The sequence below is a fragment of the Sphingomonas sp. genome (assembly GCF_051962185.1).
Lineage (GTDB): Bacteria > Pseudomonadota > Alphaproteobacteria > Sphingomonadales > Sphingomonadaceae > Sphingomonas.
This window is the reverse complement of the sequence record NZ_JBQCCN010000296.1, coordinates 1-15,003: the sequence shown is the minus strand read 5'-3', so window position 1 is coordinate 15,003 and position 15,003 is coordinate 1. Positions and strand designations below refer to the sequence as shown.

The 15,003-nt window shown below is 66.5% G+C and carries 7 protein-coding genes; 1 reads left to right on the top strand and 6 read right to left on the bottom strand.

The window, feature by feature from the left end; translation table 11 throughout:
- Window positions 1-1,401 (bottom strand): TonB-dependent siderophore receptor (locus tag ACTHJR_RS18240; RefSeq protein WP_440524809.1); only part of this gene is annotated, 1,401 nt, incomplete at its 3' end.
- Between the two features lie 251 nt (window positions 1,402-1,652).
- Window positions 1,653-10,106 (bottom strand): hypothetical protein, encoded by an 8,454-nt coding sequence (locus tag ACTHJR_RS18235; RefSeq protein ID WP_440524807.1) that lies wholly within the window; start codon window positions 10,104-10,106, stop codon window positions 1,653-1,655.
- Here ACTHJR_RS18235 and ACTHJR_RS18230 point away from each other — a divergent pair.
- Window positions 10,105-10,341, top strand: a complete 237-nt coding sequence (locus ACTHJR_RS18230; RefSeq protein WP_440524806.1) for a hypothetical protein — start codon at window positions 10,105-10,107, stop codon at window positions 10,339-10,341. The two genes, ACTHJR_RS18235 and ACTHJR_RS18230, sit on opposite strands and share 2 nt — an antisense overlap.
- Window positions 10,342-10,498: 157 nt before the next feature.
- Here the strand turns inward: ACTHJR_RS18230 and ACTHJR_RS18225 are convergent, their stop codons facing one another.
- The 4 genes from ACTHJR_RS18225 to ACTHJR_RS18210 are packed head-to-tail and all read right to left on the bottom strand — an operon-like array spanning window position 10,499 to window position 14,592.
- The gene (locus tag ACTHJR_RS18225) at window positions 10,499-11,227 is read right to left on the bottom strand and encodes a response regulator (RefSeq protein ID WP_440524805.1); all 729 of its coding nucleotides are present in this window, start codon (window positions 11,225-11,227) and stop codon (window positions 10,499-10,501) included.
- Window positions 11,169-12,236, bottom strand: a complete 1,068-nt coding sequence (locus ACTHJR_RS18220) for a CHASE sensor domain-containing protein (protein ID WP_440524803.1) — start codon at window positions 12,234-12,236, stop codon at window positions 11,169-11,171. Before ACTHJR_RS18220 ends, ACTHJR_RS18225 begins: the two co-directional genes overlap by 59 nt.
- Complete coding sequence (locus tag ACTHJR_RS18215; RefSeq protein WP_440524802.1) at window positions 12,233-12,781, bottom strand: YfiR family protein; 549 nt, start codon at window positions 12,779-12,781, stop codon at window positions 12,233-12,235. Before ACTHJR_RS18215 ends, ACTHJR_RS18220 begins: the two co-directional genes overlap by 4 nt.
- Window positions 12,769-14,592 (bottom strand): TonB-dependent receptor plug domain-containing protein, encoded by a 1,824-nt coding sequence (locus ACTHJR_RS18210; RefSeq protein WP_440524801.1) that lies wholly within the window; start codon window positions 14,590-14,592, stop codon window positions 12,769-12,771. Before ACTHJR_RS18210 ends, ACTHJR_RS18215 begins: the two co-directional genes overlap by 13 nt.
- Window positions 14,593-15,003: the final 411 nt, after the last annotated feature.

Sequence of the window (15,003 nt, the reverse complement as noted above, 5' to 3'; positions counted from 1 at the left end):
ATAGACGCCGGTCTGCCGGATGCGCTGGTGATTGTAGCGCGTCGGATAACCGAGCGTCAGGTCGGGCTGCGGATTGAACTGCGGATTATAGACGTTGACCGTCTCCACGCCCGAGAAGGTCGGGCCGCCATCGAAGCCGTAGTCCGCCGCGTTGCGCACGTTGCGATAGTCGATGCCGAGCAGGATCTTCTGCCGCAATCCGCCGGTGTTGAGCGTCGCGTCGATCCGGTTGTCGGCGGCGAAGCTGTCGACCCGCTCGCGATAGGTGAAGTTGGACAGCCCGACATCACGGAAATAGCTCGGCTTGGTCGGATCGGTCGTGTTGAGGAAGCCGACCGCGTCGTAGATGCCGAGCGGCGTCTCTTCGAGATAATGGCTGAATTTCAGGTTGGATTTGAAGGCGACGCCATCGCCGAACGAATGGCTGAAATCATAACCATAGGCATATTGATGCCGCTCATAGACATCGAGCGGATTGTCGAGATTGGTCTTGCGCGAGATTTGCCCGTTTGGGTTGGGCAGCAACGTGCCATAGACCGGCAGGAAGCCCGGGCCGCCGCCCGCCACCTTGTCCCATTGATAATAGAGCAGGCCGGTCAGTTGCGTCCGGCTGTCGATGTTCCAGGTCAGGGTCGGCGCCGCCAGCAGGCGCTTGGCGTTGATATGGTCGACCTCCGCATTGCGATCGAGATAGAGGCCGGTGAAGCGCGCGTTGAGGCCATCGGTGACCGGACCGGTGACGGTAGTCGACAGTTGGCGATAATCGTCGGTGCCGTATTTGACGTTGAACTCGCCGCCGAAGGTGCTCGACGCGCGGCGGCTGGTCTCGTTGTAGATGCCGCCGGGAGGGGCGTTGCCATAGAGCACCGAGGCTGGGCCCTTGAGCAGCTCGAGGCTCTGGAAGGCATAGAGATCGACGCCGACCGAATAGATCGTGGTCGAGATCGGCGCCGCCAGCCCGTCGATATATTGCTTGGGCGTGAAGCCGCGCACGGTGAAGAAGTCGAACCGCAGGTCGGGCCCGTAATTCTCCCCGAACACGCCCGCGGTGTAGCGCACCGCCTGCTGGCCGTCGGTGAAGTTGAGCAGGTCGATCTGGTCGCGCGTCACGACCGACACCGATTGCGGCGTCACGATCAGCGGGATGTCGGTCTTGTTCGCGGTGGTCGCGCCGGGGACGTAATTCTTCGCGATGATGACGATGTCGCCCTGCTCGTCGCGCGTGGTCTTGACGCCGTTATTGTCCTGCCCGGTATCGGCCGGCGCCGCGGCGTCGGGCGTGGGAGCCGGTGCCGGCGGCGTTTCCTGCCCGAAGGCGACGCCCGCGAAAGTGAACATCGAACTTGCGATCAGCGCGGCCCGGACCGAAGCGCGCCGGATGCTGGTGGTGGAATTCGCCATGGTCTCACCCCGTCCCTGAGAATGCCGCTCTTCATGTCGGCTGGTTTTGCCATTCGGTGATATACCGACGGGCGACGGGGATCGCTCGGGATCGGATCGTTTTCCATTGCGCGTGGGCCACGCCTCGCGCGCGCGGGGCATGTTGGCCGCTCACCGGCCGGTGTGCCGGGTCACACTTGAGCCGTGTTTATCAGAAGGGGGCCTGTAGACCCGGCAAGGGCAGAGCCGTGCCGGGTCTACACGATCGTCGATCAGAAGTTGAAGCGCAGTCCGGCGTTGAGCGTGAAGGCGCGCAGCCGCGAGCCGTCGTCGATATTGCCGACGACGAAGCCCGATACGCGCCCGCCCCGGGCATTGCCGATCACGCCGAGCGAATAGCGCATCGCGTCCTTCCAGGTGGAGCTTTGCAGCGAGAAGGTCGTGACCGGCGTCCCGAACGCGAAGCTGCCGCTCGACCCGCGCGACCAATTCTCGAGCCGCGCCGCGCTGGCGAAGGGCTCCAGCGTGAACTTGTCGGCATCGCCGCCGCGATACGACACGCGCAGGCCGGCCTGGCCGATCTTGGTCGTGTCGTCGCCCGGCGTGAAGACGGTGAAGGCATCGATCTGGAGCGGGTCGATGCCGGTGTCGGCGTAATTGAACGACGCGAACGGCGTCGCGGCGAAGCCGGTCTTGCCGCCGATCCGGTACGAGGCCCGGATCGAACCCGCGGTGGCGTCGCCGTCGGTCTTGGCCAGGCCCTGACCGCCGAACATCGACGGCATGGCGAGGCGATAGTGGCGCCATTCCTTGCGGATATTGCCTTCGAGCATGAAGCCGCCGTTGCCGACCGCCAGATAGCCGCCGACGAACGGCGCCTCGACCTTGATCCGCTCGCCCCCGGCCAGCGGCGCATTGGCACCGTACCAGCCGCCCATGATGCCGAGATTGACGTTCCAGCCGCCCCCGATGTTGACCAGCGCCAGGTCGGCGCCGAGCTCCGCCGCGTAATGGTCGATCCGCACCCGGCGCGAGCCGACATAGCTGACGCCGCCGCCCGACAGGGTCGAAGCGATGGTCTGGGTGGTGTGGCCGCCGTTGCCGCGCATCCACAGGCTGAACCGCGTGCCGCCGGCATCGGTGCGGTTGGTGATGAACGGGCTGATCGGCTCGTCGAGCAGGCCTGATCCCGATTCCGCCATATAGGTCAACGCGCCCAGCGCCGAGGCTTGCGGATTGACCGTCTGGATCAGCCCGAATTGATGCGCGTTCGACGGATTCTGGCCGAAGCTGTCGAGGATGAAGCCCGACGTCGCGAACACGGTGCTCGAGGTGAAGGCATTGGCCGGCGCCGCCCCTCCGACGGTCACCACCGGCAGGAACCCGCCCGACACGAACGACCGCGTCCCGACCAGGTTCAGGGTGACGTTGGTATTGCCCGATGCCGAGCCGCCGATATTCAGGCGATCCGCCGTGGCGGTGTTGGTGCTGTAATCGGCCCAGAACTGACCGCCGCCCGAATAATTGCCGCCGACATTGACGACGTTGCTGGTCAGGTTGTTGCGGGCATTGATGATGCCGGTGTTGGCCATCGATCCCGCGGTCGTGAACGTGCCCGCGCCCGCGAAGGTGACCCGGCCGGCATTGTTGCTGTTGCCGAGGACCACCAGCGAGCTGCCGGCGGCTAGGTTGACGTTTCCGCCATTGACGAGATTGCCCGAATAATTCGACGAGCCGGTCAGGTTCGCGATGCCCAGCGGGCCGTTAATCCAGTTCGAAGTGGCGATGGCCGAGCCGAAGACGTTGACCGCGCCGTTCAGCGTACCGTTGTTGTAGAGCGTCGACGGCGTGCCGTTGACGCTGATCAGCACGGCATTGGTGCCGCCGGTGATGGTGCCGGTATTGCTGACATTGGCGCTGCCGGTCCCGGTCGCCACCAGCCTGACGCCGTCGATCGCACCCGCGACGAGGCCGGCATTGTTGACCACCAGCGGGCCGTCGACGGTGCTGAGGTCGATGCCGTAATCGGGATCGATCTTGCCCGTCCCGGTCACGTTGACGGTGATGCCGCCCGAGGTCGAATTGCCATAGACGCCGGCATAGCCGGGGCTGCCCGCGGTGATCTCCCCCCCAACCGTGATCGTCGTCATGCCGGTCGACAAGCCGCTATCGGTGTAGATACCGGCGCCGTGGGTGGCAGAGATCGTACCGCCCGCCCCCAGCGAGACGTCGATCGTGCCGGCATTCGCCGCCGCATCGTAGTTCAGCGCGGTGATGCCGTTGCCGTTGGTCGCGGTGACGTTGCCCAGCGCGCTGACCGACACGCCGCCGCTGCCGTTGGTCTGGGCGATGACCCCGCTGGTCCCCGAGGCGTTGCCGACCGTCACGCCGACGCTGCCTCCGCCCCCCGGCTTGATCTGCTCGGCGAGGAGCGCGGTCGAGGCGGTCGAGGAAACGTCGTTCGCGGTCACCGTCAAATCGCCGCCCTCGGTCAGCGCGACGATGCCGTAGCCGGTGGTTCCCGTCACCGGGCCGACCGCGTTCACGGTGACCATCCCGGTCCCGTAATTCTCCGCGTCGATGCCGAACACGCCGTTGACCGCTGCGTTGGTGGTCACGTCGACATTGCCGGTCGAGGTGGCGATCAGCCCAGCGACGATCCCGGCATTGCCGGCATTGACGTCGCCGTTCGTCGTCACCGCGACGTTGCCGGTCAGCGAGCTTCCGAACACGTCGATGCCGTTCTGATCGGTCGAGCTTACCGCGCCGATGGTGACGTTGATGTCGCCGCCCGCGTTGGTGTCGCGCACCAGGATGCCCGACCCGCCGGTGGCGGTGGTCGGCCCCGAATTATTGACGGTGACCGTGCCCGATCCGTTGTTCTGGATACTGGCGCCGTTGCCGTTCTGGCCGGCGAAGCCACCGGTACCGGTGACCAGGATATTGCCTGCGCCGCCGGTGCCGCCGACCAGGGTCAGGCCGCTGGTCGCTCCGGTCACCGTATCGGCGACGTTGACCGTCACCGCGTCGTTGCCCACCGCGAAAATGCCTTCGGCGGCGGTCCCCGTCACCAGACCGGTGGTAGTCACGCTGGTCGTGCCGGTGCCGCTGTTGGCCGCCGCGACGCCGATCGTGCCCGACACGGTGTCGCCGGTCAGGTCGATATTGCCCGCGCCGGCGGCGTTCGTCTGCTGTCCGATGATGCCAACGTTACCGGTGGACGTGACGTCGCCGGCATTGACCGTGATATTGCCGCCGTCAGTCAATGCGAAGATGCCGTTGCCGGTCGACGCCGCGACTGGTCCGACGGCCGTCACACTGACATAGCCGGCCCCGAAATTCTCCGCATCGATGCCGAAACGGCCGTTGGTGGCGCCGTTCGTCGTTACGTCAACGTTGCCGGCGCCCCCGGCGTTGATGATCGCGCCGACGATGCCCGAGTTCCCCGCATCGATATCGCCATTGGCGACGATCGCGAGGTTGGCGGTATTCGACACGCTCCGGACGTCGATACCGTTCATGCCGGCCGCGAGCGCAGTCACCGCGCCCGTCGTGACGTCGATGTCGCCGCCCGCGGCCGTGTCGCGCACGACGATGCCATTGCCGCCGGTCGACCCGCTCGCGCCGGAGATGTTGAAGGTGACGGTGCCTGAACCGTTGTTCTGGATATTGGCGCCATCGCCAGTGCCGCCGAAGAAGCCGCCGGTACCGGTGACGCTGATATTCCCTGCGCCGCCGCTTCCGCCGATCAGCGTCAGGCCGTTGGTGGCGCCCGTCACCGTATTGGCTGCGCCGACACTCACCGCGTCGTTGCCGATCGCTCGGATGCCTTCCGCCGTCGTGCCGGTGACCGTACCATTGGCTGTCACATTGGCCGCACCGGTGCCGAAGTTGATCGCCACGATGCCGGTAGTGCCCGAGACGTTACCTCCGGTCACATCGACGACGCCGCTGCCCGCGGCGTTGGTCTGCTGGCCGATGAGGGCAATATTGCCGGTCGAGCTGACGTCACCCGCATTCACCGTGACGTTGCCGCCAGCGCTCGACGCATAAATGCCGTTGCCGCTGGTCGCGGTGACGGGTCCGACCGTTGTCACCAGGGTCGAGCCGCTGCCGAAATTCTCGGCATCTACACCGAACCGCGCGTCGATCGCGCCGTTGGCGGTGATGTCGATGTTACCGGTCGCCGCGCCCGGGATGATCGCGCCGACGATACCGGCATTGCCCGCCGCGACATCGCCATTGGCGACGATCGTCAAATTGGCGCCGGTCGAGACGCTGACCGCATCGATCGCGTTCTTGCCCACCGTCAGCGCGGTCACCGCGCCGGTCGTCAGGCTGATGTCGCCGCCGGCCGCGGTGTCTCGGACGATAATGCCGTTGCCGCTGGTCGAGCCGCTCGCGCCGGAGATATCGACGGTCACGGTGCCCGAACCGTTGTTCTTGATATTGGCGCCGTCGCCGGTGCCGCCGAGGAATCCGCCGGCGCCGGTCACCGAGATATTGCCCGCACCGCCGGTGCCGCCGACCAGGGTCAGGCCGTTGGTCGCGCCGATCACGCTGTCGGCGACGCTGACCGTCACTCCGGCATTGCCGATCGCCTTGATGCCTTCGAGCGAGGTGCCCTCGACCGTACCGTTGGCGGTCACGCTGAGACTGCCCGTTCCGCTGTTCAGCGCGTCGATGCCGGTAGTCCCGGAAACATTGCCGGCGGTCACATCGATCGGGCCGGCGCCGGCGGCGTTGTTCTGGCGCGCGACGATCGCGGTGTTGCCGGTCGAGGTGACATTGCCCGCATTCACGGTGACGTTGCCGCCGGTGCTCGACGCGTAGATGCCGTTACCGCTCGTCACGCTGACCGGGCCGACCGTTGTCACCGACGTCGAGCCGCTACCGAAATTCTCGGCATCGACACCGAACCGCGCGTCGATCGCGCCGTTCGCGGTGATATCGATGTTGCCCGTCGCCGCGCCGGGAATGATAGCGCCGACGATGCCGGCATTGCCTGCCTGGATATCGCCATTGGCGACGATCGTCAGGTTGGCCCCGGTCGACAGGGTGATCGCGTCGATCGCGTTCTTGCCCGTGGTGATTGCAGTCACCGCCCCCGTCGTCACGCTGACGTCACCGCCCGTCGCGGTATCGCGAACGACGATGCCGTTGCCGCCGGCCGAACCGCTCGCCCCCGATATATCGACGGTCACGGTGCCCGAGCCGTTGTTCTTGATATTGGCGCCGTCGCCGGTGCCGCCGAAGAACCCGCCGGCCCCCGTCACCGAGATGTTGCCAGCGCCGCCGGTGCCCCCGACCAAGGCCAGGCCATTGGTCGTGCCGGTCACCTTGTCGGCGACCGAGACGGTCACCGCATCGTTGCCGATTGCCTTGATGCCCTCGAGCGTGGTGCCGGTCACGGTTCCGTTGGCGGTGACCTTGAGCGTACCGGTGCCGGAATTGGACGCGTCGATGCCGGTGGTGCCGGAAATATTGCCGGCGGTCACGTCGACCAGGCCGGCGCCCGCGGCATTGTTCTGGCGCGCGATGATCGCGGTGTTCCCGGTCGAGGTGACGTCGCCCGCATCCACCGTGACGTTGCCGCCGGTGCTCGACGCATAGATGCCGTTACCGCTGGTCGCGGTGACCGGCCCGACCGTCGTCACCTGGGTCGAGCCGCTACCGAAATTCTCCGCATCGACGCCGAACCGAGCGTCGATCGCGCCATTGGCGGTGATGTCGACATTGCCCGTGCCGGCGCCGGGAATCACCGCGCCGACGATGCCGGCATTGCCCGCCTTGACGTCGCCATTGGCGACAATCGTGACGTTCGCGGTGGTCGACAGGGTAAGCGCGTCGATGGCGTTCTTACCAGCCGCCAGCGCGGACACGGCACCGGTCGTGACGTTGATGTCGCCGCCCGCTGCGGTATCGCGGACGACGATGCCGTTGCCGGCTGTGGAACCGCTCGCTCCCGAGATGTCGACGGTCACGGTGCCCGAGCCGTTATTCTTGATGTTGGCGCCGTCGCCGGTGCCGCCGAAGAACCCGCCGGTCCCGGTAACCGAAATGTTGCCAGCGCCGCCGGTGCCCCCGACCAAGGTCAGGCCGTTGGTCGCACCGGTCACGGCGCCGCCCACGAGCACATTCACCGCAGCGTTGCCGGTCGCCTTGATGCCCTCGGCCGATGTGCCGGTCGCCGTACCGTTGACCGTGACGTCCGTCTCCCCGGTCCCTGAGTTGGTCGCCTCGACGCCGGTCGTGCCCGAGACGTTGCCCACGCGCACATCGATCACGCCCGCGCCGGCGGCGTTGTTCTGCCGCGCGACGACCGCAGTGTTGCCGGTCGAGGTGACGTCATTCGCGGTCACGGAGACGTCGCCGCCCGTGGTGAGCGCGAAGACGCCGTTGCCGCTGGTCACGTTGACCGGGCCGACCGTCGTCACCGACGTCGTGCCGGTACCGAAATTCTCTGCGTCCACGCCGAACCGCGCATTGATCGCGCCGTTCGCGGTCACGTCGATGTTGCCGGTCGCAGCCGCGGGAAAGATCGCCGCGACCATGCCGGCGTTGCCGGCGTCGATGTCGCCATTGGCGACTTCGGTGACGTTGGCGGTCAGCGACTGGCTTTGGGTATCGATGCCGTCCATACCGGCGGTCAGCGCCGTGACCGCGCCGGTGGTTACGCTGATATTGCCGCCCGCCGCAGTGTCGCGGACGACGATACCTTCGCCACCCGTCGAGCCGCTTGCACCCGAGATGTTGACGGTGACCGTGCCCGAGCCGTTGTTCAGGATATGGGCGCCGTTGCCGGTGCCACCAAGGAACCCGCCGGTGCCGGTCACGCTGATGTTGCCGGTGCCGCCGGTGCCGCCGACCAGATTCAGGCCGCGCGTCGCGCCCGTCACCGTGTCGGCGACGGATATCGTCACCGCGCCGTTGCCCGTCGCGTTGATGCCCTCGGCCGTGGTGCCGGTGACAGTGCCGTTGGCGGTGACGTTGGTCGCACCGCTGCCCGAGTTGGTCGCCTCGACACCCGTCGTGCCCGAGACATTGCCGACCGTGATGTCGACGATGCCCGCGCCCGCCGCGTTGGTCTGACGCCCAATGACCGCGGTGTTGCCGGTCGCGGTGACATCGCCGGCATTGACCGTCACATTGCCGCCGCTCGTTTTCGCGAAAATGCCGTTGCCGCTGGTCGCGTTGACTGGGCCGACCGTCGTCACGGTCGTGTTGCCGGTGCCGAAATTCTCCGCATCGACGCCGAACCGCGCATTGATCGCGCCGTTTGCCGTCACGTCGACATTGCCCGTGCCGCCCGCCGGGAAGATCGCGCCGACGATGCCGGCATTGCCCGCGTTGATGTCGCCATTGGCAACGATCGTCACGTTGCCGGTCAGCGATTGTGCCTGGACATCGATGCCGTCCTTGCCGGCGGTCAGCGCTGTTACCGCACCGGTGGTGACGCTGATATTGCCGCCCGCCGCGGTGTCGCGCACCACAATGCCCTCGCCGCCGGTCGAGCCGCTGGCGCCCGAGATGTTGACGGTGACCGTGCCCGAACCGTTATTCTGGATATGCGCCGCATCATCCGTGCCGCCAAAGAACCCGCCAGTGCCGGTGACCGAAATGTTGCCCGCGCCACCGGTGCCGCCGACCAGATTCAGGCCGCGCGTCGCGCCCGTCACGGCATTGGCGACAGAGATCGTCACCGCATTGTTACCGTTTGCGTTGATGCCCTCTGCAGAGGTGCCGGTCACTGTGCCGTTAGCGGTCACGCTGATCGCGCCGCTGCCCGAATTGGTCGCCTCGATGCCGGTTGTGCCCGAGACGTTGCCCGCGGTGATGTCGACGAAACCAGCACCTGCGGCATTGGTCTGACGTCCTACGATCGCGGTGTTGCCGGTCGCGGTGACGTCGCCGGCATTGACCGTCACATTGCCGCCGCTCGTTTTCGCGAAAATGCCGTTGCCGCTGGTCGCGTTGACCGGGCCGACCGTCGTCACGGTCGTGTTGCCGGTGCCGAAATTCTCGGCATCGACACCGAACCGCGCATTAATCGCGCCGTTCGCCGTGAGGTCGACATTGCCCGTGCCGCCCGCCGGGAAGATCGCGCCGACGATGCCGGCATTGCCCGCGTTGACATCGCCATTGGCGGTGATCGTCACGTTGCCGGTAAGCGATTGACTTTGCGCGTCGATACCGTCCTTGCCGGCGGTCAACGCGGTCACCGTGCCGTTGGTCGTAATGTCGATACCAGTACTGGTGGCGACATCACGGACGGTGATGCCCTCACCCGTCGCGGCGAAGACATTGCCTGCCGTAATGCTGACCGAGCCGACGCCGCCATTCTGCACGGCGTCGAACGCATTGCCGTTGCCGTTATTGATGACGTCGCCGCCGGTATAAACGATCGGTCCGCCCGATGCGGTTAGCGACAAGGCCGCAGTGCCGCCGGCCGTGGGCGTATTGCCGGCATCGACGCTGATCGTGCCGCCATTGTTGATCGTGACGCCGCCTGCAGCCGTATTGGTCACGGCAATGCCGTTGCCGCTCACCGTCGCGCCGCTGTTGACGTTGACAATGATCGGCGTCGCGATCGGACCGGTATAGTGTCGGTCGTTCGGCGGGTTGGTCGAATAGGTCGTGTCGGTCGTGGAGGTAGTGGAGCAGGTCACCGTGACGCCGCCCACCACGCATTGCGCCCAGGCGGCGGTCGGCGCGAGCAGACCCATGCCGATGACCGTGGCCGCGGCGACCGTCGAGCGCAGCGTCAACCGGCTTGCTTCGGAGGACAAGGCGCGACGGCGTGCCAACCGTGACGATACCGTCCGCGAGTCCAAAGCAGGAAAGCCCGAAGAATTCGGTGCGCGCGTCATAGCAGTCCCCTCTTTTGTCTCCGGAATCGGCGTCAATGGCGCGAACTCGAACGCCTTGCTCAACTCCCATCCGTTCCGGCCTGATACTTGATGATCGGACGCGACTATTGGCAAAATACGACACCGTGTCGCGGCAGCGCGCCGGATGACGCGGCCTGCTCCAATGCTTTACAGTCGGGGTCGTTATCCGGCTCGGCCGTCGGAACGATTTCCTAACCGGCGAGCGATTCCACCACTTCGACGTCGCTCTAGCCGGTCGGGCCTCGCGACGCGCAAGTGCGCTCGATCGCGTGCGCCAGTTCGTCGAGCGAATAGGGCTTGGCGAGAATGGGGAAGCCCCCCGCGCCTTCCTCGTTGAGCCGCTCGCTGTAACCGGTGGTCAGCAGGACGGGAGTCCCGGGACGCAACCGTCGTACTTCCTGGGCGAGGTCGAACCCGCTCATGCCGGGCATGACGATGTCGCTCAGGACGAAATCGAACGGGGCGCCCTGCTCGACCGATTCGAGCGCCGCTTCCGCGCTTGCCGCATGGAGAACCTGATGGCCCAGTTCTTCGAGCAAAGTGCGCGCGAAGGCGGCGACCTCTTCATTGTCCTCGACGAACAGGATGCGTCCGCACCATTTGCCGGGGGCGAAGGCATCGGGCACCGCCGCTGTCGGCGCATAGGGTTTGCCGGTGCACGGCAAGGTCAGGCGCACGGTCGTTCCGCGACCCGGCGCGCTCGCGATCGTCACCTCGCCACCGGACTGGGCGGCGAATCCATAGACCTGGCTCAGCCCCAGGCCAGTGCCTTTGCCGACCGTCTTGGTGGTGAAGAACGGTTCGGTCGCGCGTGCCACGGTCTCGGCGTCCATCCCTGCCCCCGTGTCGGTGACACTGACCGCGGCGAAGCGCGGCGCATCCCGTTCCGCTCCGCCCTCATCGACGTCGGGCGGCCAAGGGCTGGTGGCGATCGTCAGAATCCCGCCTTCGGCCATTGGCGTCGCGTGCGTTGACCACGATGTTGAGGATGGCGACCTCGAGCTGCGTCGGGTCGATTTCGACCGCGCACAGGCCCTCGTGGAACTCGGTCCGGACGGTGTAATGGGCGCCGAACACGCGCTCGATCATCAGGCGCATCCCGTCGATCTGCGCGTTCAGGTCGATGACCTTGGGCTGGAGTGGCTGGCGGCGGCTGAAGGCGAGCAATTGGCTGGTCAGCTGTGCGGCGCGATCCGCCGTCTGGGCGATCGATTCGGCGTAGCGAATGCGGCGCGCCTCGGGCAAATCGGGACGGCGCAGCAGATCGGCGGTGCCGCGCATCCCCGTCAGCAGATTGTTGAAGTCGTGAGCGATCCCGCCGGTCAACTGGCCGAGCGCCTGCATCTTCTGCGACTGGCGTAATTGCTCCTCGGCACTGGCGCGTTCCTCGATCTCGCGCTCGAGCGCTTCGTAGGCCTCGCCCAGTGCATCGGCGCGCTGCGACAGCGCGGCATTGGCCCGATGCAGCGCCGCCTGGCCCAGCGCGAACACGCCGATCAGCAGTCCCGCCACGGCGATCAGCAGCAGGATGAACGAATAGCGCGCCAGCCGCCGCCACAGGGGATCAATGGTTTCGGTGAGCGTCACCGACCCGATCGTCTCGCTTCCGCGCAACACGGGAACGGTCACCCGCGTGGCGTCGGTCGCGCGCCTGATCTCGCCGCGATCATAAGCGACGAAGACCTTCCCCTGGCGGTCGCGGACCACGGCGCGGGCGACCCGCGAATTGGCCCGCAGCGCGACCAGATACTCCTGCGCGGATTGCCTGTCCTGAAAGTCGAGCGGCGCCACGATGCTGGCAGCGACCACTTTCGCCTGGGTATCGGCTTCCTGGCGCTGCTCGTCGCGATAGCGATAGTCGCTGAACAGCACGATCCCCAAGCCGAGAGCAAGCAGCAGCAGCGCGGCGCCGACCGCCACCGACAGAACGACCGGGCGCCGCGTCGCGCGAGTGTCGGCGCTCATGGACGCCCTCCCCGCGAGCTGACCGACAAGGCGATCGACAGTAATCTCGAGCTGATGGTCAGGCCCGCACGCGAGGCCTTGAGGTCGTCGACGTCGAAGCCGACATGGCCGCCGCGCACCCGAAAATGGAAAATGCCGCGTACCCGGGTCTCCGCGGCGTCGGTCACGGTCAGGATCGGCGCGCCGTCGACCGCCGAGAGACCGCCAGCAGCGGCATTGCCGGCGAGGAAGGCGACATTGCACCCGGAACCGCGATCGATCGTCGCCAGGCGGCGCACGATCACCGGATGCTGCTCGACCAATTCGCCCCGCGCGGCCGCGTCGATCGTCGCGCCGAACGGGTCGCGACCGACCACACACACCACGATCGGCGAGGTCGCCGCGCCCAAAGCGGCGGCCGGCCACACGACGTAATGGGTGAACTTGACGATATAGGTCGCCTTCACCGCCGCCTCCACCGAGCCGTCGGCGCGCGCCGGTTCGACCGCCGGCAGCGCTGCCCAGAGCAGAAGGACCCCCGCGGCGAACCGGCTCAACGTTGCCATCTGAAGCCCAGCAGCACGGCACGCGGCACGCGTTCGCCGTCGGCATATTCGATATGCCAGGCGTGGAGGAGATTCTGGCCGCTGGCGAACAGGCTGAAACCTGGAGACAGCTTCCAGGCCAGCCGCGCGTCCGCCTCTGTATAGGCGGGAACCCGCGGATCTGGCCGCGTTCCGACGCGACGGATGCCGGCGTCGAAGCTGAGCGGGCCGAGATCCATCGCCGAGCGCAGCGACGCCTGATATCGCGGATCGTCGCCGACCTGGGGCGGTCCCAGCAAGCCGCTGGCGTCGGCATCGAAGGTGACATCCTCGTGCAGCCAGGAATAGCCGGCGGTCAGCCGCCACCAGGACGCCGGGCTGACCGTCGCGTTCGCCTCGATGCCCCAGGTGCGCGCGTTGATCCGGTTGCCCCAGCGCAGCGGCAGGAAACCGGCGGGCGCGAACTCGATGCTTCGCAGATCGTCATAGACATTGTAGAAGCCCGCCAGCGAGAAACTCGCCGTCGCGCCGATCTGTCCGCGCAGGCCCGCTTCGTAAGCGGTGAGCTTTTCCGTCCTGAAGTTCTTGTCCCCGGTCAGGAAGACCGTACCGCCCGGCGCTTCGACGACGTCGGTATCGAACGGCGTCGGCGAGCGCACCGCGCGCGATACCGCCGCCCAGGCGGTCAGGTCGGGGCCGAGCTTCAAGGTGCCGCGAACGCTGGGCAGGATGGAGACTCCGGAATAGGGATCGTCCTCCGCCTTGATGCCGACGATCAGCGTCGCTGCCTTGCCGATCGCGATCCTGTCCTGAACGAAGGCATTGCCGAGGAACAGGGTCCGTCGCGACGGGGCGAACGAAAGCGCGCCGACGGTGTCGATCCGGTAGCTCGAGACACGAACGCCACCGCCCCAGGTGAGGCGATGGTTCTTTCCGAGTGCCACGTCGCGCTGGACGTCGAGATCGTAGGCGTCGAGCCCGAACCGCCCCGAGCCCGGCGTGCTGCGCATGGTATGGTCGTAGAACAATTGGACCTGCAGATTGCCGCGCGACGTGCCGTTTTCTCCATCCGCGGTATCGGCGCGACGCCAGCGCATCGTAACATTGCGTCCGGCGATCGTGTCGTCGGGGCCGGGATGCCCGATATTGCCGGCGTACAGATCGCCCTGCAGCGTCAGCCTGTCGCGCTTGCCGTCGGCCCAATCCACGCGGAAGCCCCCCTGCCCCCGCGACCAGGCGTCGTCCGCAGGCGCCCCCGTGGCGGTCCTGAACTGATCGTTCCAGGTGCCGCGCGCGTAAATGTCGTAGGTCAGCCGCGTGCCCACACGACCGCCATAGCGCAGGCTGCCCGTCGTCTCGCGATCGCCGGCAGAGAGGTCGGCGAGCAGCCCCTGGTTGCGCGACGAATCGCGCGTGATGATGTTGATGACGCCGTTGACCGCGTTGGCACCCCATAACGTGGCGCCCGGCCCGCTGATCACCTCGATCCGGTCGATATCGGCGAGCAGGACGTCCTGCATATCCCAATAGACGCCCGAATAGAGCGGCGTGTAGACGCTCCGCCCGTCGATCAGCACCAGCAGCTTGTTGGGGAAGTTCTGCGCCGCCGCGTTGCCCGACATGCCGCGCGCGGTGATGACCCAGTCCGCCGCGCCGCGCCGCGCGACCTGGAGATTGGGCGCCAGGCGAAGCGCTTCGGGTACGCTCGTCGCCCCGGCGCGAATGATGTCGTCATGCGTGATGACGTAGATCGAGCCCGGGGCGTCCGACAGCGATTCGGCGGATTTGGTGACCGACGTCACATCGACATTGGCGAGCTGTTCGATCGACATGGACTTGAGATCGTCGATCGATTGCGCGCAGGCCGGCGCGCTCAGACATAGTGCACTCAGGCAGAGTCCGGGGGCGGCGACGTTTCGCAACCCCGAGACGCACGTCCCCCTCAAATTCTTCACCCCTTTATCGCCTTTTCCGGCTGTTCGAGCGCAACGCGATAGACACGGCCTTTGTTCCTGAAACGAAACGGCCTGCGACCCTTGTGGCTCGAACGGTCGGCGGGAACCTGCCCTAGGACGCGCTCGGTCCCGGGCGAATTAACAATGTCATTCACTCTGAAGAGAATTAGTATTGCAAGCGCCCGCGCTTTGCGTCACGTTGCGATCATCGACGCCGGAGAGCGTCATGCGATGTGGTGGGAGGATCGAATGAAGGCTTATGCTTGCTGGCTGGGCGCATCGGCGCTC